The sequence below is a fragment of the Chroococcidiopsis sp. TS-821 genome (genome assembly GCF_002939305.1).
Lineage (GTDB): Bacteria > Cyanobacteriota > Cyanobacteriia > Cyanobacteriales > Chroococcidiopsidaceae > Chroogloeocystis.
Genome location: NZ_MVDI01000002.1, coordinates 543,230 through 562,205 on the forward strand (window position 1 = coordinate 543,230; position 18,976 = coordinate 562,205).

Below are 18,976 nucleotides of genomic sequence, written 5' to 3' on the forward strand. Positions count from 1 at the left end.
GTCCCCCTACTATACCGATGGTTCGAGCCAGCAAGCAACAATTCCTCACTACAAAAACTCGTCCGGTCGCCGTTGATTTATTCGCGGGTGCGGGAGGATTCTCTCTGGGAATTGAACAAGCTGGGTTTGATGTATTAGTAGCGGTAGAACGCGATCCGATTCATGCGTGTACTTACGCGTTTAATTTTCCGCTGACACGGGTTTTAGCCGCAGATGTCAGCCAAATTAGCGGTAATGATATTCGAGAAGCAGCAACGTGTGCGGCTCAAAGTTGGGATGGGCGAATCGATTTAGTTTTTGGCGGTCCGCCGTGTCAAGGTTTCTCGATCGTAGGTAAGCGATCGCTGGATGACGAACGCAACAATCTAGTATTTCACTTTCATCGCTTGGTGACAGAATTAAACCCTAGCTATTTTGTGATGGAAAATGTTCCAGGAATGGCAATCGGGCAGTATAAACTTTGGTGCGCGCAACTCAAAACGCAGTTCGAACAAGCCGGATATCAAGTGCAAGTGCAAATTCTCAATGCCGCAGATTTTGGCGTTCCGCAGCGCCGACGACGATTGTTTTTTCTGGGTTCTCAGCAGGGAGTGACACCTGTGAGTTTACCCAATCCAAACAATACATTTGTCACAGTCAAAGACGCGATCGCGGATCTTCCTGATATCGAGGAATTTCCCGAATTGTTGTTTACCGACGAAGTTTTGTTAAGCGATCGCCAATTTTGGGAATTGCAACAAAAAGCTAGCGATTACGTTAAGTTGCTGCGCGGTGAAATCTCGTCAACGGACTTTTCTTATCGGCGATTGTGGAATCCGCAGTTATTAACAAGTTCAATGCGAACGCAGCATACCGCTAATAGTATCGAACGCTTTGCCGCTATGTTACCGAATCAACGCGAGTCGATCAGCCATTTACGTCGCTTAGACCTCAACGGATTGAGCCACACTTTATGCGCGGGTACAGGGGCAGAACGCGGTAGTTATACTTCTCCACGTCCGATTCATCCAACGCGATCGCGAGTGATTTCGGTGCGCGAAGCCGCACGACTACACTCTTTTCCTGACTGGTTTCGCTTTCATCAAACGAAATGGCACGGTTTTCGGCAAGTTGGGAATGCAGTACCGCCACTTTTAGCGCACGCAATCGGACGGCAAGTTGTTGCCGCTTTACAAATTAACTCGATGGTGCCCGCAGCATTATTGAATCTAGGTAACACGCAGTTACTACGATTGAGAAGTACCGAGGCAACGTCATATTGGATGGGCAAAAATAGCATTATCAGTTAATTCTCCCTCTGCTTCCTCTACGACCTATTTGTAGATTTAAAACGAAACAGTATTGTCCCTAGGCTGCTTTGGACGCACAGAGAATGTTAAAACCGTTTCATCAACGCCTTTAAGTTCCAGGGGGCTAAATTTAATAATTTCATCATCATCTAAATAATCGGCGACAGCAGCAGAAACTAAAATTTGCCCAGGTGCAGCGGCTTGTTGCAATCGCGCCGCAATGTTGACACTCGGACCAATTGCTGTGTAATCAGCGCGTTCCGTACTCCCAAACATCCCGACAACTGCTGTACCTTGATGAATACCGCAGCGAAACTGAATTAGGTGACTTTGGTTTTTCCCTAAAATTCCTTGATCGTGCCAGCGTTGGTTGAGTCGAGATAAAGCGTGATGCATTGCGCGGGCGGTGGCGATCGCGCGGCGGACTTGTTCGTTGGGCATCATATCTTCGGGCGCGCCAAAGATAGCTAACAGTGCATCGCCCATAAATTTATCTACAGTGCCACCGTTATCAAATACGGCGCGGATCATTGTTTCTAGGTATTCGTTTAATAACTCGGCGACACGGCGCGATCGCAGTGTGTTCGCAAGTTGCGTAAACCCGACAATATCGCTAAACAAAATCGTAATTAACCGCGGTTCTGGGCGTAAATCAAGTGCTAGATCGCCTGTTGCCGCTTTTTTTACCATCTCTGGTGGCAAAAAACGTTTGAGTACAGACTCGGTGAGGTAAGTATTTAACTCTACAACGCGGCGCTCATTTTCTTTTAACGCTAGTAAGTTGCGCGCTTCGGCAAGGAGTTCGCGATCGTTGAAGGGTTTTGCTAGATACGCATCTGCGCCGCTTTCGGTTCCTGTAATTCGAGTTTCTTCGTCAGTTTTTGCGGTGAGGAGAACAATGGGGATTCCTTTAAGTTTCTCGTCGTTGCGAATCTGCCAGATCATTTCTAAACCCGATAGATGCGGCATCATTAAGTCAGTGATAATCAAATCGGGAAGAACGCTGTAGGCTAAATGCAATCCTTCAATACCATTACGTGCCGTATAAACTTGGTAACCACCTTGTTGTGTCAAAATTGTCGCAACGTAAGTTCTCAAATCGAGATTGTCATCAACAACCAGAATAGAGGCTGGTTGCTGGCGACGCGGTACTAGGGTATGAGGAAGGAACGGCGTTCGCTCTTCTTTTAGACGCGGATCGTTTTTAACTGTGCTTTCTGCTGCGACAATCTCTAAATCGGCTAACTCTACCGCCGCACTTCGCAGTTGAACTTGCGTCGGAACTTCTAAAATTTGGTCGAGTGGCAAGTGTCCTTTGCCAATGGGGAGCCAGACCGTAAATTTACTGCCTTTTTCGTAGACTGATTCTACAGAAATTTGACCGGCGTGTAGTTCGATTAATTCTTTCGCTAGCGCAAGTCCTAAGCCACTTCCTTCATACGAGCGGTTGACCGCAGCTTCGGCTTGATGGAAGCGTTTGAATAAGTGCGGAATTTGTTCTTTGGCAATTCCAATTCCAGTGTCTTCAACCTGGATTAAACAGTGATCTCCTGCGGTTTCGACGCGAATCGTAATTTTACCTCCAGGAGGAGTAAACTTCATTGCGTTTGATAGAAGATTGTATACAACTTTATCAAATTTTTCTGTATCCAAATATACTAAAGGACAGGGATTGAACTCAGTAATTAGTTCGAGTTCTTTTTTTTCACAATAGGGACGAAACGATTCAACGATTTGACTGACAAACTCGAGTAAATCGCAAGGGCGAAAACTCGGCTGCATTCTTCCAGCATCAAGCCGTTGCAGATCGAGCAGTTGATTGACTAATCGCAAAAGACGGCGAGAATTGCGTAAAGCGATCGCCGCTTGTTCGTGGGGTAAGTCCTGTTTTTGATTGACCGCCGATTCGAGCGGTGCGAGCATTAATGTCAGGGGAGTGCGAAACTCGTGCGAGATGTTTTGAAAAAAGTGCGTTTTTTGCCGGTCTAATTCGAGTAAGCGATCGGCTAATGCACAACTTTTTTGATAAAGTCGCGATTGTTGTACCGCGATCGCGGCTTGCGCAGCTACGGCTTGCGCTAGTTCAATTTCTTCGTTTTGCCAGTGACGTGGTTTGTAAAATGAGCGTAAGGTAATACTACCGATACTTGTATTATCTGCAAGCAGGGGCACAACCAATAAAGCCCGCGCGGCTGGCGAGGAAAGCGGTAAATCGAGTCCGCGCATTTCTGGTTGTTGGTTGAGATCGTTGATGACAACAGGTTGTTGGGTGCGGAGCAAAAGTTGTAAAACAGGGTTTCCAGCGATTGGCGATCGCGATTGTGGTAGTTGTTGCGGGCTTAAGAAAGATGCGGGTTCGGTGCGGTTGTATAAACCAACGCATTGGACAAATTCGTCTTCTTCAGTCCATAAAGATAAAGCACAGCCGTCTACGTGTAAAGCTTGCCCGAGTTGTTGCGTAATTGCAGCAAAGATGTCTTGCGGGTCAAGACTCGAACGAATCGCGGCGGTAATTTTGTTAATGAGGGCTTCGCGTTGCGCAAGTGCTGAAATGCGATCGTAGGCGCGGGCTTGCGATAAAGCTAGGGCGGCTTGGTCTGCGACGATGGTCACTAGCTCGATTTCGTCGTCTTGCCATTGTCGTGGCTGACAACATTGATGAATCGCCATGATTGCCATGAGTTCTTGCTGGCAGATGAGCGGCACAATTAAGCTAGAAGCAATATTGGCTTGTTGGTATGCGATCGCGTTTTGCAGCCGCGTGTTAGTACTGACATCATGGATAACTTGCAATTCCCGCGTTTCCCATAGAGTTTGTTCTAAAGTCCAACGTTTTCCCTGACAAACAGCACTATCCTCAGCTTGATAAACAAACGATTTTTCAAGAGCACGATTATCTTGATAAGGACGAAGAATACAGTAGCTAACTTCCAGCATTTGACCAACTGCATTCACAATCGTTTGTAAGATTTGCTGCGAGTCTAAAGCGCTGCGAATTGTGTTCGTAATTGCATTGAGTCGTGACTGGCGCTCAAGTGTTGAATACAGTGCTTGCGTTCGTAATTTGAGAATGCGATGCGTATCGATCGCTTGGCGTACAGCAGTTGGTATTTCTCCTAAGCAAGATTTAGGAAGGCATTTGAATACTTTACCCGTACAAACTGCCTCTGCTAAGTTTGGCGTATCAGTATCATCGGTTAAAACGAGCCACATCAGATAAGGATACTTTGTGACTTCGTCGGCAATTCGATTGTTTAAGGAAGTCACGCCATTGGATATCAAGACTGCTATAGTTTCGCTTTGTAAGACAGTCTGTGCGACTCTTTCCGAATCTGCAATCAGCACCTCATAGTCTTGCTTCAGAAGACAGCACAACGCCTCAAGTTCTGACTGTCGATCCAAGATGAGAATTTTGAATTGATTGCACTTGCACGATTCCATAAACCGCATGCCATATTTTTTTAGCGGTTATCCATCCACAGGCTGTTGACCAGAAATCATAGGAGCGATCGCTGTGAGTTCTAGTTCTGGATGATCCTCCTGAAGTTGTTGACAATTCCACTCATTGCGGAATAGTAACACAGGACGTCCCCAACTGTCTTTTACAGTCACAGTGTTAAACAAGCGCCCTACCTTGGCTAAAGCTTCCCAACCGTTGACTACCCAACGCGCAACCGTGTACGGTAGCAACTCTAGCTGTGTTTCAACGCCGTACTCTTGCTGTAGGCGAAATTGAACGACTTCAAATTGTAGCTGTCCAACGGCGGCGAGAATCGGATCGCGTTTTGACTCATCTGCTGAGTACATAATTTGGATTGCACCTTCTTCGCGAATTTCCGAAACACCTTTGTGAAATTGCTTAAATTTTGAAGGGTTGGGGTTGCGCAGCGTCGCAAATAATTCTGGTGAAAAACAAGGAATACCTTCGTACTCGATTTTTTGACCTGTATAGATCGTATCGCCAATCGCAAATACACCAGGATTGTTCAAACCAATAACATCACCAGGAAACGCAGTATCTATTGATTCGCGATCTTGGGCAAACAATTTCTGTGGACGTGACAGTCGAATGGTTTTGCCAGTACGCGCGTGATTGACGGTCATATCCTTTTCAAACTTCCCTGTACACACGCGGACAAACGCAACGCGATCGCGATGTTTTGGGTCCATATTTGCTTGCAGTTTAAACACAAATCCCGTAAATTCTGGATATGTTGGCGCAATTTCTCCGGCTGTACTCTTACGGCTACCAGGTTTGAGCGCGTATTCGAGGAAAAAATTGAGAAAAAGATCGACACCAAAGTTTGTCATCGCGCTACCAAAAAATACGGGTGTCATTTTGCCTTGGTGAACTAAATCTTGGTCGAGTTCGGCTCCTAGTTCGTCTAAAAGTTCGAGTTCGTCTTTGAGTTGATAGTATAAATCTTGCTCTAAAAGTTCTTCTATTTTGGGGTCGCCAACGTCGATAACTGTATCGACTGCTTCGCGACTACCGTGTTCGACGCGCGAGTACAAATGAATTTGCTGCTGATTGCGGTCAAAAACTCCTTTGAAGCGATCGCCCATCCCAATGGGCCAGTTTATCGCATAGGTTTGTAGTCCTAACTCTTGTTCAATTTCGTCTAGAAGTTCGAGAGGCTCTCTCCCTGGACGATCGAGCTTGTTGATAAATGTAAAAATTGGAAGTTGGCGCATTTTACAAACTTCAAACAACTTCCTTGTTTGCGGTTCTAAACCTTTTGCCGCATCAATCAGCATCACCGCATTATCAGCAGCTGCCAGCGTGCGGTATGTGTCTTCGCTAAAATCTTGGTGTCCTGGTGTATCCAGCAGGTTGATTTGACAATTTTTATATTCAAACTGCAAGACGGTTGAGGTAATTGAAATTCCTCGCTGTTGCTCCATTGCCATCCAGTCTGATGTTGCTTTCCGCTGTGCGCGTCGTGCTTTTACCGAGCCTGCTTCGTGAATTGCTCCACCGTAAAGTAATAGTTTTTCTGTTAGTGTTGTTTTTCCTGCGTCTGGGTGAGAAATAATTGCAAAGTTACGCCGACGTTCTACCTCTGCGTGCAATTCAGGCTGAAGGTCAATAGATGTCATGAATGCTATGCTAATGTTGTTATGAGAATTATGGTTTTTGGTCTTCGATAATTATACAAAATTATTTGGAGCAAAGTCTTGATTTATCTGGCTGTGCGATAGTATTCTTGTTGGCGTTGTAAGATTTCTTTTTAAGAACCACAAAGGGCGCTAAGAGTACAAAGGAAATAGTTAGCGATGAAATCGCATGATTTTTTGAAGAGTGTTTTAGAGTTTTTGAGATTGCGCTTACTCTTAGTTACCAAGCATTTTTTAAATTATAGAATCATCTTTTTTAAGATATACTTTCCCGCAAGTTAAATACTCATCAAATATCAAACTATTAAAACAGTGTCAAAAAATAATACAGTAGCTGGTTAAAGAAACGAAAATATAACTAAAGATAGTATCCTTGCGAGTTTATACTTTTGTATAGTAATTAGTAAGAATTGAGGAAATGTAATGTACGACTCAGATCAACGGAAAATTCTTTCGGTACTCTGCCACGGATCAATTTTTTTTAGTACAACGTTAGTGGCGATAGGAATTCCAATAGCTGCATTATTTTTATCTTCAGATCCTGTGGTAAAAGATAATGCTAAAGAAGCTATTAATTTTCATTTTAATGTATGGTTGTATGGCATCATTATTGCAATTCTAGCTTTTGTGACCTTGGGCGCACTAGGGTTAATTCTAGGACCCATTTTATTTCTGTTCCACTGGGGACTGCCAATTTTAGGAATTGTACAAATCCTGAATAATCCCGATCAAGTTTATCGCTATCCTTTTATTTTTCGAGTATTTTAAGCAAGTAGAGTGCTTCGCCTCGCGTGGTATATAGCTTGGGCGATCGCACTCTTATGCTGTCGCTTCCAGACAAGGCTTATTTGAATTTTCCTAAACTCTTAGCGGATTTTACTAGCACCAAAGTGAAGTTCTAGCTATCGTCACTTCTACAGAGGTGTTGCATGGCTACGGACTATGTTGTCTTCATTCATGGTGTGAATACTCGCGAGGAACGCGAAGTCAAAACTTACGCAGATAAGTTGATTGAGGGAATTGATCGCGAAGTCGCCAGTCATTTACCGAGTCTCGCGCGCAAATATATTTCTCTTTACTGGGGTGATGCGAATAAGCCAGAAGAAGACAAGTTATTAAAGAGATTACAGCAATCACCAACGTGGAAAAAAATGTGGTTTCGCAAGTTCCGCGAACAGCAACTGATGCAGTTTGTTGGCGATGCAGCACTTTATATTAGCCGTCATGTTGGTTCTAAAGTCGTCATCGCGATCGCACAGCAACTAAGGGAAGCACTTCCTACTCATCCAGCACCAGGCGATCGCATGCATTTAGTTGCACATAGTTGGGGTACTGTGATTTTGTTTGACGTCTTGTTTGCAGCGCGTTGGGATAATCCCGACTTACCTGCGTACGAAAGTGTTCGGAAAATTCGTCAAGGGATTTTTGGCGTTAAGCCCGAACCCCTGCATGGAATTCGGCTTTCGAGTATCCATACTATGGGTTCGCCAATTGCTTTTTTTAACTTAATCAATGTCGTTTCTGGGGAAGAGCAAGCTAAACAAATCGCTACCCACGATATTACCCCACAACTAGAAGCATTATTAGAGCAACTTTATCAAGCACGCGGACAAAAACCATTACCCTGGCGCAATTTCATTCATCCAGGCGATCCCGTAGCCTATCCACTCGCAACAATCATGCCTGATTTAGTCGATGGCAAGCAACAATTCTTAGATATTCAAGACATGGTGACTAGCAATGCAGATTTGTCAGATTTTTTAGTGCAACTCATTAGCAACTCGTTTTTAGCAGTACTACATGGCGGTGATGCGCACGGTAGCTATTGGGAAAGTCGCGATGTTGTTAAAGCAATTACTGAAGTCATTTTACGAGAAACCCACCCGCTTGCTGCTTAAATCATTGACTATTGCATTGATTGCAAAATATCGGCTTCTTACCAAAGGTTTAAGTTAATGCGATCGCCCGCCCAAACACGGGCATTTGGTTACATGGAGGACATTTGAGTAAAACTCGGATAGTTTATGCAAGTCAAATCTCAAAATTGAGGTTTTTTCTGAGCTATATAGAGGCTATTTGTAGTATTATACTTGCAAGTGTTTTTAATAATGGAAATATGAGTTGTTTTAAAAAAAATGTACAGATTTCCACTATGAAGAAAATCTTATCATTTATTGAGCCAAATTTCAAGTATTCGACTTCTTATACTCAGGAAATATATCTTAATTTATCAGAATCACTATTTTGAGGAAACTGGGCAACTGAGCGTACTATACTGCAAAAAATAAGCTACTCGATTCGAGTTTAATTGTTTAGACAAACGTCATGTTTCCCATTCATCGCCCTCGTCGCTTGAGAACGCATCCGCAGCTACGTCGGATGGTACGCGAAACTGTTTTAACAACTAGCGATTTAATTTATCCCTTATTTGCTGTGCCTGGTGAAGGTATTGCCAAAGAAGTAAAGTCGATGCCTGGTGTTTACCAGTTATCAGTGGATAAGATTGTCGAAGAAGCCAAGGAAGTTTATGATTTAGGCATTCCTGGGATTATTTTATTTGGTATTCCTGAAGATAAAGATACCGATGCAACTGGCGCATGGCACGATTGCGGAATTGTGCAAAAAGCTGCGACTGCTGTAAAAGAAGCTGTTCCAGACTTGATTGTGATTGCAGATACATGTTTGTGCGAGTACACGGTGCACGGGCATTGTGGTTATTTAGAAGTCGGCGATTTAACAGGCAGAGTCTTAAACGATCCGACACTAGAATTATTAAAGAAAACGGCAGTATCTCAAGCCAAAGCTGGTGCAGATATTATTGCGCCTTCTGGAATGATGGATGGCTTTGTACAGGCAATACGCGGTGCATTGGATGATGCAGGATATCAAGATACACCGATATTGTCTTACGCAGCAAAGTATGCTTCGGCATACTATGGTCCTTTTCGCGATGCGGCGGAATCAGCGCCCCAATTTGGCGATCGCCGAACTTATCAAATGGACCCTGGGAATGCGCGGGAAGCTTTAAAAGAAATTGCGCTGGATATTGCTGAAGGTGCAGATATGCTGATGGTAAAACCCGCACTAGCATACATGGATATTATTTGGCGCGTCAAGGAAGCAAGTAACTTACCCGTTGCAGCGTATAACGTCTCTGGCGAGTATTCCATGATGAAAGCCGCAGCGCTTAATGGCTGGATTGACGAGCAGCGCGTCGTTTTAGAAACATTAACGAGCTTTAAACGTGCTGGTACAGATTTAATTCTGACCTACCACGCTAAAGACGCAGCGCGGTGGCTGCAGTCATTATAGGCAGCGTACTTTTTATTGATAAGACGCAAAGCAAAATCCCTACGAAGTGGTAGGGACTTGCTATTCTCATTACACGTTTACCGAGTAAGTGATTTCTTTAGCTAGCAGCTTCTACGGGTTGTTGTTGAGATACGTTACCTGGGATTGGTTGTTTTTTAGTGGCTGTATCTACAGGAGCCAATTCGATATGGTTCAACAGCGTTGTCACAAAAGCAAACAGTAGGAAAGGCAGTGAGAGTAAGATAATTAGCCCTACAGTAGCAAGAGCATAAATTGGACGTCTAGCGCCCATGAGCGCCATAGCAGTAGCTAAACTTACGGTAATCGTAATCAGCCAAACGATGATTTGACCGTAGATATCACCAAAGGTCAAAGTACAGACAAAGCGATATTTTTGGATGTTATTCATCATAATCTTCTGCTAGGTAGTTTTAAAGTTCTAGATTAAAGCCCTGACTGTGTTGTAGATGATTTTTAAAGGTTTTTGACAGGTTTGCAACAGGACTTTACAAAACGAGGGAGTTGGTAAAAGTTAGCGGCGCTCTGCCAGAGAGGCAGGGGCGTTTCGTTATCGCGTACTGTAAAAACTGCAAAAATACATGATAGGGAGCAACGTAACTTGAGTGCTGGTAATGAGCTAATAGGTATCGGATAATCGGGGAAAATCTCTATTATCTATTACCCATTAGCGAATTAAGACATAATTTACTACTAAAAACTTGACTAATTCAATATGTGAATGCGACCAATGGAAGAATTAATGACACTTAAACAACTGCTTCACGAGGGCAAAGTGACTGAGGCTCTGGAGTTAGTTGAAGAACTTGAAGAAATGAGTAAATCTGATAAATTGAATAAAATCTTTAGCTATGGAATTATACTATTATTACATTTAATCAAGCAAGCGGTTGAAAATCGCACTACCCGTTCGTGGGAACTTTCAATTCGTAATGCTATTAAGCAGATTCAACGGACTAATCAGCGACACAAAGCAAAAGGAACTTACCTTACAGAAGACGAATTAATTGAAACATTACAGGATGCTTATGGACTGGCATTAGAAAAAGCTGCAATTGAAGCTCTTGAAGGGATATATGAAAAAGAGGAACTCGACAAAATGGTTAGTCGAGAACAAATAATAACAAGGGCAATGAAATTACTAAAAGAAGAGTGATTATTTCAGCGAAAATTCATCAAATTTTACAACTTTTGAATTAGGTTCGCGCGTATCAAATGCGTAGCTACTAATCAAACCACTGGCTGTATCGAAAATACTAAAAACTGTAATATCGTTACTTGCAATGTAAGGAGTGGGGTGACCATTTTCATCCGAGAAAGGTGCAATTGTTGGCATGACTGGTTCTCGCCCGTTAGGATCTCCGATGGCTGCGTAGTTTTCTTGATAACCCTCAGGGATAGGACGTTTATTTTCGCCGACGTGCGCGCCGTAGGAATTACCGACATTGGACGTTTCTAGATAGTGCGTTCCATCAGGACTCACAAAGCGATTCCACAGATGCGAATGACCATAAAATACAAGTTGCACGTTTGCTGCTTCTAGTAAAGGAACAACATCGCGGATAAGATAATCAGCATCTTGGGGATATTCGTAGCGTATTGCTTTAATCGTGCCATCGTTGTGGCGTTCAATAATTTGCACGGGATCGGTGTAGGCAGGGACAACGTTTCCTCCAAGCGAGTGTGGAGGATGATGCAACATCACAATTTTGAATTTGGCTTGTTGAAACTCTGGGCTACAAAGTTCTTGCTGTAACCACGTATATTGAGGACTACCAGGCGCGATCGCTTCAAAAATATGCTGTCCATAACCCCAATTTTCAGGTTGATTTAAATCGGCTTCGCGTTCGCGGTATTTACCTTTAAACTTGCCATCAAGATGAGGATAGCGCCAAGCATTCGTGGCGTAGAGTACGATTAAGCGAACGTCACCAAAGCTAAGCGCATAGTAGGTTTTTCCGCCTGAATTACTTTTGGGGAGAGTGAAGATTTCTTCGTAGGTGTCGGTATTAAATGAATGATCCTTAATAGTGCGATCGCTTGCATTTTGCAATCTTGCTTTAGCGATTGCGCGGGGAACTGCATCGTCAAACTCACCATCTAAACTGTCGCTACGCGCATACCGCCCCATTACCTCATGATTGCCAATCGCAGAAAATAGTGGCGCGTGTTGAATGATTTCTCCGCCTCTATAAGTCGTTTTTGTATTATTCTTGGTTAACTCATAGTTACCACGCCCTTGGAGACAAGGAAAAAAAGCACAACCTCGACTGTCATCAAACCATTCAGAAGCGCGATCGGGGACGTTTACCATGTCACCGGCGAAAAATACTGCGTCTACTCGCCCAACAGTTTCAACGACTTTCTGCAAATTTGCCGCCGTCATTGGTTTAAGTTGATGATCGGAAGTTAAAAGAATTTTGAGTGGCGTTCCTGGCTTTGGTATGGGTGCAAGAGTAAATTCGCGACTAGAGACGGTTTTTCCCTCCTCTGTTGTGCTAGTCACCTGATACGGAAGGCGATCGCCCTCCTTTAAATCGCGCACAACGGCTTCGTGTCGCCAAATATCGCGTGGTGTTGGTTGTTGATATTGATTTTTAGCGTGAGAATCTCGATCTTCGCGCGTGCGGCTGAGTTTTGTCGTTGTGGCGATCGCGCTTTGTTCTAAATTTTTACCATAAAAAACTTGATGTTCAGTTCCCGCAAACTCGGTAAACCAAACAACATTAACTGTCGTTGCGGTTGGTAATTGCAAAAAGGGATCGCTTAATAGTTGTGGCGCAGAATTCATAATTGGTTGTTCAGATGAGCGCACCTCTAATAGATTAGAGCAGATCAGCACAAGCAGCACCGCTAGGATAACATTGCGACCCAGACGCTGTAAGTAACCTTTGGCTTTGAACATACTGTTTTTTCGTCCACTCTAGCTAAGTTATGATGCTGCCACTTTCTATTTCAGTGAAGAAGACCATGTGAGAGTGAGGTCGGTTTTCTCGCTATGATTTTCCCACCCTCCGCAGTAAATCTAGAGACACAATTGTAAATAGAGTTATAGTTTTTGAGGTGAGCTATGTTTCCTTTTTGGGGTAGTAGCTGCTACGGTGGCGAACCTGTGTCGCGTAAAAGCTTGTTAGAACGCAGGCTGCGGTTTCTTAAGTGGATGCGAGATGACTTAGAAACCAAATTAGCTGGTATCAATGCGGCGATTGGGAAAGTGGAACAGCAGCTAGGTGAAGATGAAACGGCGCAAGCTTGAAGTTAAAGTAGCTGTACTCAACTTCCTAAGTAAATAGCCTTCCTGTCCCAGTGGCTTGACTGGGACTTTTTTCTATGCCTATGCGGTCATCGAAAATAATGCTTGCTTCAATGCTGATGTTGATAGCGGCTAAAACTTGGACCATACGTCGCGAGTAAGTTTTCTGGAGAAAGCGCAATTTCTGGAGTTCCAGTACAAACGAGAGTTTGATTAAGACAAATGACGCGATCGCAGTGCCGACTAACCATATCAATATCATGGGAAACTTGCAGTACTGTCCAGCCTTCTTCTTGCTGAAGTTCGTGGAGTAAATTATAAAAATCTGCTGCGCCTTGCATATCCACACCCGCAAACGCTTCATCTAAAACGAGGAGTTTTCGGGGTATGACCAAGCAATAAGCAAGTAACACCCGCTTCAACTCTCCACCGCTGAGCGTACCGATTGCTTGATTGCGTAAATGATAAACTCCAACGCGCCGTAAAGCTTGAGCGATCGCTGCTTTTTTTTCTGATTGTTCAGCGCTCCACCAAAAAGGACTTTTCGCCTTTTTTACCCAACCTAAACCGACTAATTCGCTTACCGATAGCGGAAAAGTGCGGTCAAAGATAAAGTTTTGCGGTACATACCCTAACAAGTGGCGCAAGTGTCCTAGGCGTTCCAGGGGACGATCGAAAATTTCTACCTTACCAGCCGAGTGGGGAATTAAATTTAAAATAGCTTGCACTAAAGTACTTTTCCCCGCCCCGTTAGGACCAACAATAGCAGTATTTGTCCCCGGTAATAACTCAAAAGAGACATCACGCACCGCACAATAGTTATGTCGGTAAACAGTCAGGTTTTCAACTTTTAAAATTGGGTGTGAATTAAGAATACGCGATGTCATTTTAGTTTACTGACATGCCGACTCGATAGTTTGTAGATTCTCACTCATTGCTGTGAAGTAATGCTGTGGATCTGTAGGTCCTGCTTCTAAGGGGTCAATGGGATATATTGGGATATCCAAATCTTGAGACAGACTTTTCAGTAAATTGTTATCAACTCCAGGTTCAGAAAATATTGCTTGTGCATCATACTTTTTGACAGCATTCACAGCTCTTTGGATATCTCCTGGCGATGGTTGATCTTCAGGAATTTGGACAACTGCAACTTGCTGTAATTGGTAGCGATTTGCTAAGTAGGGATAAGCATCGTGAAATGTGATAAACGTACAATTTGGATAATTTTGCAGCGTTTGTTGAAATTGATTGTGTGTCTGCTCTAGCTGTTGAATATAAGCAGCTGCATTTGCTTGATAAGCATCTTTATTTGCTGGATCGGCGGCAATGAGACCATCTCGAATATTTTCGACTTGTCGTTTAGCTAACACAGGATCGAGCCATACGTGTGGATTTCCATCTGCATGGTCGTGACTGTGACTGTGACCGTGACTGTGACTGTGACCGTGTTCGCTTACCGATTCTACTGGAGAAATTTCGCCCAGAGGTTCAATGCCACTAGAGGAATCGACGATCTTTAAATCTGGATTGCCAGCGTTTTGAATGGTTCCTTCCAAAAAGTCTTCCATTCCTAAGCCATTTTTCACCAAGACATTTGCTGTTGCGATCGCTTGTACGTCTGCAGGTGTTGCTTGATAGTCATGGACTTCGCTACCTGGCGGTACTAGAATGTCTACTTGCGCCCGATCTCCTGCGACTGCCCGCGTAAACCAGTACATCGGCAAAAACGTCGCGACAACGCGAATTTGTTCAGACTGCGGTGCAGGAGATTCTTGTGCTTGTTGTGCTTGGGTTTCTTGCGTCGCTGGATTACAACCTGAAGCTGTTGATAATAGTAAAAGTGCAATCAGCGACAAGACATTACGCTTGTGACGATGTTGTTGTAGCTTCTGGCGAATCACCATCTCTCCTAATTCTTTTGCTAAGGGTAATAACCACTACTTGTGAATATGGATATTATTCTCATAAAAATGAGAATGAATCTTATTCTAACAAGGATTGAGAAGTGTTTTCCCTTGCAGCAAGGGTCAATCAAGTTAAGACATTCTTAAAACCTCACGTAGGTTTGCGCTACAGTGCGTCCTCTGACTCCAGTCTTTACAAAAGTAATTGTCATCTGCTATCAAATCGAGGAAACTTGTATTCTAAGTGGGTGTGAGGAAAAACAAAATGCAGCAAAAATCGAAGCGCTTGCGATGTCATTCTGTTGTTTCGGGGGTGATGCTAGCAGCGAGTACAAGTGCGATCGCATTTGTCAGCAATCCAGTATTAGCGCAAGAACCCACCGAATTTAACTCGAATGCGCTATCACAAGTAACATCAGTTTCGCAGTTGTCTGACGTCCAACCGACAGACTGGGCATTTCAAGCGCTACAATCGTTAGTCGAACGTTACGGTTGTATTGCGGGTTATCCTGATGGTACGTATCGCGGCAATCGCGCGTTGACAAGATACGAATTTGCCGCCGGTTTGAATGCGTGTCTTGACCGCGTGAATGAGTTAATCGCAACAGCCACAGCCAATCAGGTGACGCGCGAAGATTTAGCCACCCTCCAAAGACTACAAGAAGAATTTGCCGCTGAAGTAGCAACGCTGCGCGGTCGAACTGATGCTTTAGAAGCCACTGTCGCTGAACTAGAAGCGAATCAATTCTCAACAACAACACAACTCACAGGCGAAGTCATTGTCGGCGCAGCCGGAATTATTTCTGGACAAGACGCTGACGGAAATGACCTTGATGAGTCGATTATTCTCGGACAGCGAACGCGCCTTGAATTTAATACGAGTTTTACTGGTAGCGATCAACTGTATACACTCATCTCAACAGGCAATTTTCCTGGCTTTTCTGAGGTGACGGGAATAACCGAGGGCGAATTAGCGTTTACCCAAGATGAAGCAAATAACGTTGGACTCGAATCGCTTTTATATAGCTTTCCTCTAGGCGAAACGACAGAAGTTGTTTTAGGCTTTACAGGTGGTGCTTTCTACGACTATACCGACACTTTGAACGTCCTGGACGGTGATGGTGGTTCTGGGGCGCTGTCGGCGTTTGGTACGCGTAACCCAATTTATAACCTTGGTGACGGCGCAGGCGTAGGAATTCGCCAACAACTCGGCAATAATTTGGAACTCAGCTTAGGATATTTAGCCACCGATGCGAGTAGCCCTCTCGACGGTAGCGGTTTATTTAATGGACCTTATGCAGGTATCGCCCAGTTAGTTTTAAGACCGAGCGATCGCTTTAATATTGGTTTAACTTATATTAACTCCTACAATGCTAGCGATACAGGTGCGGGTAGTAGCCGCGCGTCATTTGCACGCTTTGATGACGCTTTCTTCGAGAATTTGAATTTAGAACCCGTCGAGATTCCCACTGTCAGTAACTCCTACGGCGTGCAGCTTTCGTGGCAAATCAGTAATAACTTTGTGATTGGGGGCTGGGCTGGTTACACCAATACACGCTTACTTTCCACCTTAGGCGGACTCCTCGAACGTGGCGACAGCGACATCTTTAACTATGCAGTGACTCTAGCCTTTCCTGACTTGGGTCGCGAAGGAAATTTACTCGGTATTATCGTCGGTATGGAACCACGGTTAACTAGTACTGGTGTGGCACTCAACCCAGTTGCGGCGGCGGATTTGATTGCGGCTAATCCTGGTTTAGTTCTTCCAGACTTAGGTACTGATGAAGATCTGTCGTTGCACATCGAAGCGTTTTATCAGCTACAACTCACTGACAATTTGGCAATTACTCCAGGCGTGATTTGGATTACTGCACCTGATTTCAACAATGCTAATCAGGATATCGTAATCGGTGCGATCCGCACGACTTTCTCATTCTAGATTTATCTAGAATACAAAACGACCAGCCTACCACAGCTGGTCTAATTAAATTTATTTGCGTTGTTTCTCAATTCGAGGAAACCCAAACTACGCGTTCCCAAGGCAATAGCGGGTTAAAAACCTGATAAACTTTCCTCGTCTTCTATAAAGACATTGTAACAGGAAACACAGATTTTTTTATCAAAATTTACAGTTTCTTGACATAACTCCTCCGAGAGATAGATGCTAGGTTGTAAATTTCTCAAGAAACTGTAAAGCTCAGTTTAACAAGGGAGCAACGGTAAAGTGTTGGGGATCAAGGGTTATTAGCAGGGAAGCAGAGGAAGAATACTATTTTCTCCATACAACTCACCCCTCACCCCTTTGAAGATAAGCTGCCGCGTCTTGCGGTTGTCCCCACAAAATGCGTTCGTTTTTGTAGAGTGCGATTCCTGGTTTTGCGCCTTTGGGTTTGTAGACGTATTTGGGTTCAGTGTAAACTACTGGCACTTGCTCACTTTGGCGCGAACGGCTGTAGTAAGCTGCAAAATTTGCTGTAAACTGTAAATCAGCAGTTTCTGGTACTGCGCCAGGATCGAGGCGGAGTAAAACATGGCTACCAGGAATTTCTTGCGCGTGAAACCATAAATCGTAATCTCCCGCAAGGCGAAACGTCAAGTAGTCATTTTGCCGATTGTTACGACCAATGAGCAATTCAAAACCACTCGGAGTACGATAGCGATGAAAGTTTGTGCTAGCAGTATTCGGATCGCTACGACGCGTGTATTCTGAATCTTCGAGATAGCGTTGTTGAATTAATTCTTCGCGAATTTCTTTGAGGGCTTCTAGATCGGCATTGGTGTGGTAATTTTCGATTTGGGCGATCGCCGCTTCGATTTGCTGCAAATACTCAATTTCTGCATTAACTTCCGCTAGTAATGGTTCAACCGCACCGCGCGCGCGTTTGAGTTTACCACTACGTTTATACAGGCTTTGAGCGTTTTGCACCGCGTTTTTTTCAGGTTCTAAAGCAATCGTCACAGGTGCGCCTGTCTCAAAATCCGCGAGGGTAATCTTTGTCATCCCTGGTTCCCAAGCTTGGAGATGCGCCATTAATAAGTCAGCTTGTTGTTTGTATTCATCCGCCCGATCCGATTGTTGCAGGCGATTGCTAAAGTTATTCGCTTTCGTTTGCAACTTCTCTAACAAATTTTTTAATTTCTGACTTAGCTGTTGGCGTAACTGCTGAAATTCTTGCTGATTAAGAACGGCAGTGTAGTATTGATTGAGTAAATCTTGAATGTTTTTGACCGGCTGAATCATCTCCCAACCGAGTACGGTGTATCCATTCGCTGTCCAACCTGGTTGAAAGTGCGATTTTTCTATAGCTTCTAACCATTCTTGCCAACGTTGAAATAATTTTTCCCAATCCGACGGTGTTAACGTTTCAGTTGATTGTTCTGGAGCGAGATTTGCCATGCGGATCATTGATTCAACTAACGCTGGACTTAAGCCACGATAGCTTTTAATCAAACAACGTTTTAAAGCACCAGGGACTAAACTAACTTTTGCTTGCCAACGTTGTTGTGATTCTTGCAAGCTAGGAGTATCGTTTGTAAGACTTGGTGGAAATTCATAAGGTTGTCCAGTTTGTACAGGGCGGATGCTCGACTGTTGCGGGCTGACTTGCTGCGCCGCAGTGATAATCTCTCGATTAGCATCGGTGAGAATTACATTACTGTGTTTCCCCATAATTTCTACATAAAGGTGAAATAAGGGGTTTTCACCAGGACGACGGGCAAATTGCAAATCAAGAACGCGTTCCCAAGGCGCGACCGCTGCGATACCGATCAAAGCTAAACCACTGAGTTGATGTAAGATTTGTTGGCTAAAAGTAAACGTATCCGGCTTGCGCGGTGGTGGATCGCCAATACAAATCCGCGCTGCTTGCGGATGCCATGAAATATCTAGCCAGCCTCGCTGTTTGAGCGTACGCAATCCTAGCGAGATCCAAAAGCGATCGCGTTGATAAACCTGTTCCACCCGCGCCGGTAGCCAATTCGCGCGGATATCGCTGGCAGCAGCCGTTAGTGTTGTAAAATCAACAGATTGCAAAACGAATTAACGAATATCAATAATTTGTAACTTTTGCTCTATCTTTTGA

General features: G+C 44.1%; 14 protein-coding genes. 7 read left to right on the plus strand and 7 right to left on the minus strand.

Features of this window, described 5'->3' with window-relative positions; genetic code table 11:
- The first annotated feature begins 17 nt into the window (after positions 1 to 17).
- A complete protein-coding gene (locus tag B1A85_RS10105; protein ID WP_104546762.1) occupies positions 18 to 1,289 on the plus strand; it encodes a DNA cytosine methyltransferase in 1,272 nt (423 codons plus the stop codon).
- Between the two features lie 36 nt (positions 1,290 to 1,325).
- On the opposite strand, the gene B1A85_RS10110 is transcribed toward B1A85_RS10105, so the two are convergent.
- Both B1A85_RS10110 and prfC read right to left on the minus strand, forming a co-directional pair.
- The gene (locus tag B1A85_RS10110) at positions 1,326 to 4,730 is read right to left on the minus strand and encodes a GAF domain-containing protein (RefSeq protein WP_104546763.1); all 3,405 of its coding nucleotides are present in this window, start codon (positions 4,728 to 4,730) and stop codon (positions 1,326 to 1,328) included.
- A gap of 27 nt (positions 4,731 to 4,757) precedes the next feature.
- Positions 4,758 to 6,389, minus strand: a complete 1,632-nt coding sequence (prfC, locus tag B1A85_RS10115) for a peptide chain release factor 3 (RefSeq protein ID WP_104546764.1) — start codon at positions 6,387 to 6,389, stop codon at positions 4,758 to 4,760.
- 441 nt (positions 6,390 to 6,830) lie between these two features.
- Here prfC and B1A85_RS10120 point away from each other — a divergent pair, with 441 nt between their 5' ends.
- The 3 genes from B1A85_RS10120 to hemB all read left to right on the plus strand — a co-directional run bounded on the left by B1A85_RS10120 (position 6,831) and on the right by hemB (position 9,719).
- Positions 6,831 to 7,175 (plus strand): DUF4870 domain-containing protein, encoded by a 345-nt coding sequence (locus B1A85_RS10120; protein ID WP_104546765.1) that lies wholly within the window; start codon positions 6,831 to 6,833, stop codon positions 7,173 to 7,175.
- 161 nt (positions 7,176 to 7,336) lie between these two features.
- Complete coding sequence (locus B1A85_RS10125) at positions 7,337 to 8,305, plus strand: hypothetical protein (RefSeq protein WP_104546766.1); 969 nt, start codon at positions 7,337 to 7,339, stop codon at positions 8,303 to 8,305.
- Positions 8,306 to 8,732: 427 nt separating this feature from the next.
- Complete coding sequence (hemB, locus tag B1A85_RS10130) at positions 8,733 to 9,719, plus strand: porphobilinogen synthase (protein WP_104546767.1); 987 nt, start codon at positions 8,733 to 8,735, stop codon at positions 9,717 to 9,719.
- A 97-nt stretch (positions 9,720 to 9,816) separates the two neighbouring features.
- Here hemB and B1A85_RS10135 read toward each other — a convergent pair whose 3' ends face one another.
- On the minus strand, positions 9,817 to 10,131 hold the full coding sequence (locus B1A85_RS10135) for a hypothetical protein (RefSeq protein ID WP_104546768.1): 315 nt from the start codon (positions 10,129 to 10,131) through the stop codon (positions 9,817 to 9,819).
- Between the two features lie 336 nt (positions 10,132 to 10,467).
- Here B1A85_RS10135 and B1A85_RS10140 point away from each other — a divergent pair, with 336 nt between their 5' ends.
- The gene (locus tag B1A85_RS10140; RefSeq protein WP_104546769.1) at positions 10,468 to 10,893 is read left to right on the plus strand and encodes a DUF29 family protein; all 426 of its coding nucleotides are present in this window, start codon (positions 10,468 to 10,470) and stop codon (positions 10,891 to 10,893) included.
- On the opposite strand, the gene B1A85_RS10145 is transcribed toward B1A85_RS10140, so the two are convergent.
- Positions 10,894 to 12,642, minus strand: coding sequence for a metallophosphoesterase (locus B1A85_RS10145; protein ID WP_104546770.1), 1,749 nt, complete (start codon positions 12,640 to 12,642; stop codon positions 10,894 to 10,896).
- Between the two features lie 165 nt (positions 12,643 to 12,807).
- Between B1A85_RS10145 and B1A85_RS10150 the strand changes: the two genes are divergently transcribed.
- Positions 12,808 to 12,993 (plus strand): hypothetical protein, encoded by a 186-nt coding sequence (locus tag B1A85_RS10150; RefSeq protein WP_104546771.1) that lies wholly within the window; start codon positions 12,808 to 12,810, stop codon positions 12,991 to 12,993.
- 107 nt (positions 12,994 to 13,100) lie between these two features.
- Here the strand turns inward: B1A85_RS10150 and B1A85_RS10155 are convergent, their stop codons facing one another.
- Together B1A85_RS10155 and B1A85_RS10160 are read right to left on the minus strand one after the other, a co-directional pair.
- Complete coding sequence (locus B1A85_RS10155; protein ID WP_104546772.1) at positions 13,101 to 13,877, minus strand: metal ABC transporter ATP-binding protein; 777 nt, start codon at positions 13,875 to 13,877, stop codon at positions 13,101 to 13,103.
- Positions 13,878 to 13,883: 6 nt separating this feature from the next.
- On the minus strand, positions 13,884 to 14,894 hold the full coding sequence (locus B1A85_RS10160; protein ID WP_104546773.1) for a metal ABC transporter solute-binding protein, Zn/Mn family: 1,011 nt from the start codon (positions 14,892 to 14,894) through the stop codon (positions 13,884 to 13,886).
- Positions 14,895 to 15,159: 265 nt separating this feature from the next.
- Here B1A85_RS10160 and B1A85_RS10165 point away from each other — a divergent pair, with 265 nt between their 5' ends.
- The gene (locus B1A85_RS10165; RefSeq protein ID WP_104546774.1) at positions 15,160 to 16,833 is read left to right on the plus strand and encodes an iron uptake porin; all 1,674 of its coding nucleotides are present in this window, start codon (positions 15,160 to 15,162) and stop codon (positions 16,831 to 16,833) included.
- Positions 16,834 to 17,181: 348 nt separating this feature from the next.
- Here B1A85_RS10165 and B1A85_RS10170 read toward each other — a convergent pair whose 3' ends face one another.
- A complete protein-coding gene (locus tag B1A85_RS10170) occupies positions 17,182 to 18,927 on the minus strand; it encodes an NFACT family protein (RefSeq protein ID WP_104546775.1) in 1,746 nt (581 codons plus the stop codon).
- Positions 18,928 to 18,976: the final 49 nt, after the last annotated feature.

Bases quoted from the DNA above. Each gene is read 5' to 3' on its own strand.
- B1A85_RS10160 (WP_104546773.1), bottom strand. From the start codon at position 14,894: ATGGTGATTCGCCAGAAGCTACAACAACATCGTCACAAGCGTAATGTC.
- hemB (WP_104546767.1), top strand. From the start codon at position 8,733: ATGTTTCCCATTCATCGCCCTCGTCGCTTGAGAACGCATCCGCAGCTA.
- B1A85_RS10110 (WP_104546763.1), bottom strand. From the start codon at position 4,730: ATGGAATCGTGCAAGTGCAATCAATTCAAAATTCTCATCTTGGATCGA.
- B1A85_RS10165 (WP_104546774.1), top strand. From the start codon at position 15,160: ATGCAGCAAAAATCGAAGCGCTTGCGATGTCATTCTGTTGTTTCGGGG.
- B1A85_RS10150 (WP_104546771.1), top strand. From the start codon at position 12,808: ATGTTTCCTTTTTGGGGTAGTAGCTGCTACGGTGGCGAACCTGTGTCG.
- B1A85_RS10135 (WP_104546768.1), bottom strand. From the start codon at position 10,131: ATGATGAATAACATCCAAAAATATCGCTTTGTCTGTACTTTGACCTTT.
- B1A85_RS10155 (WP_104546772.1), bottom strand. From the start codon at position 13,877: ATGACATCGCGTATTCTTAATTCACACCCAATTTTAAAAGTTGAAAAC.
- B1A85_RS10145 (WP_104546770.1), bottom strand. From the start codon at position 12,642: ATGTTCAAAGCCAAAGGTTACTTACAGCGTCTGGGTCGCAATGTTATC.
- prfC (WP_104546764.1), bottom strand. From the start codon at position 6,389: ATGACATCTATTGACCTTCAGCCTGAATTGCACGCAGAGGTAGAACGT.
- B1A85_RS10140 (WP_104546769.1), top strand. From the start codon at position 10,468: ATGGAAGAATTAATGACACTTAAACAACTGCTTCACGAGGGCAAAGTG.
- B1A85_RS10125 (WP_104546766.1), top strand. From the start codon at position 7,337: ATGGCTACGGACTATGTTGTCTTCATTCATGGTGTGAATACTCGCGAG.
- B1A85_RS10120 (WP_104546765.1), top strand. From the start codon at position 6,831: ATGTACGACTCAGATCAACGGAAAATTCTTTCGGTACTCTGCCACGGA.
- B1A85_RS10105 (WP_104546762.1), top strand. From the start codon at position 18: ATGGTTCGAGCCAGCAAGCAACAATTCCTCACTACAAAAACTCGTCCG.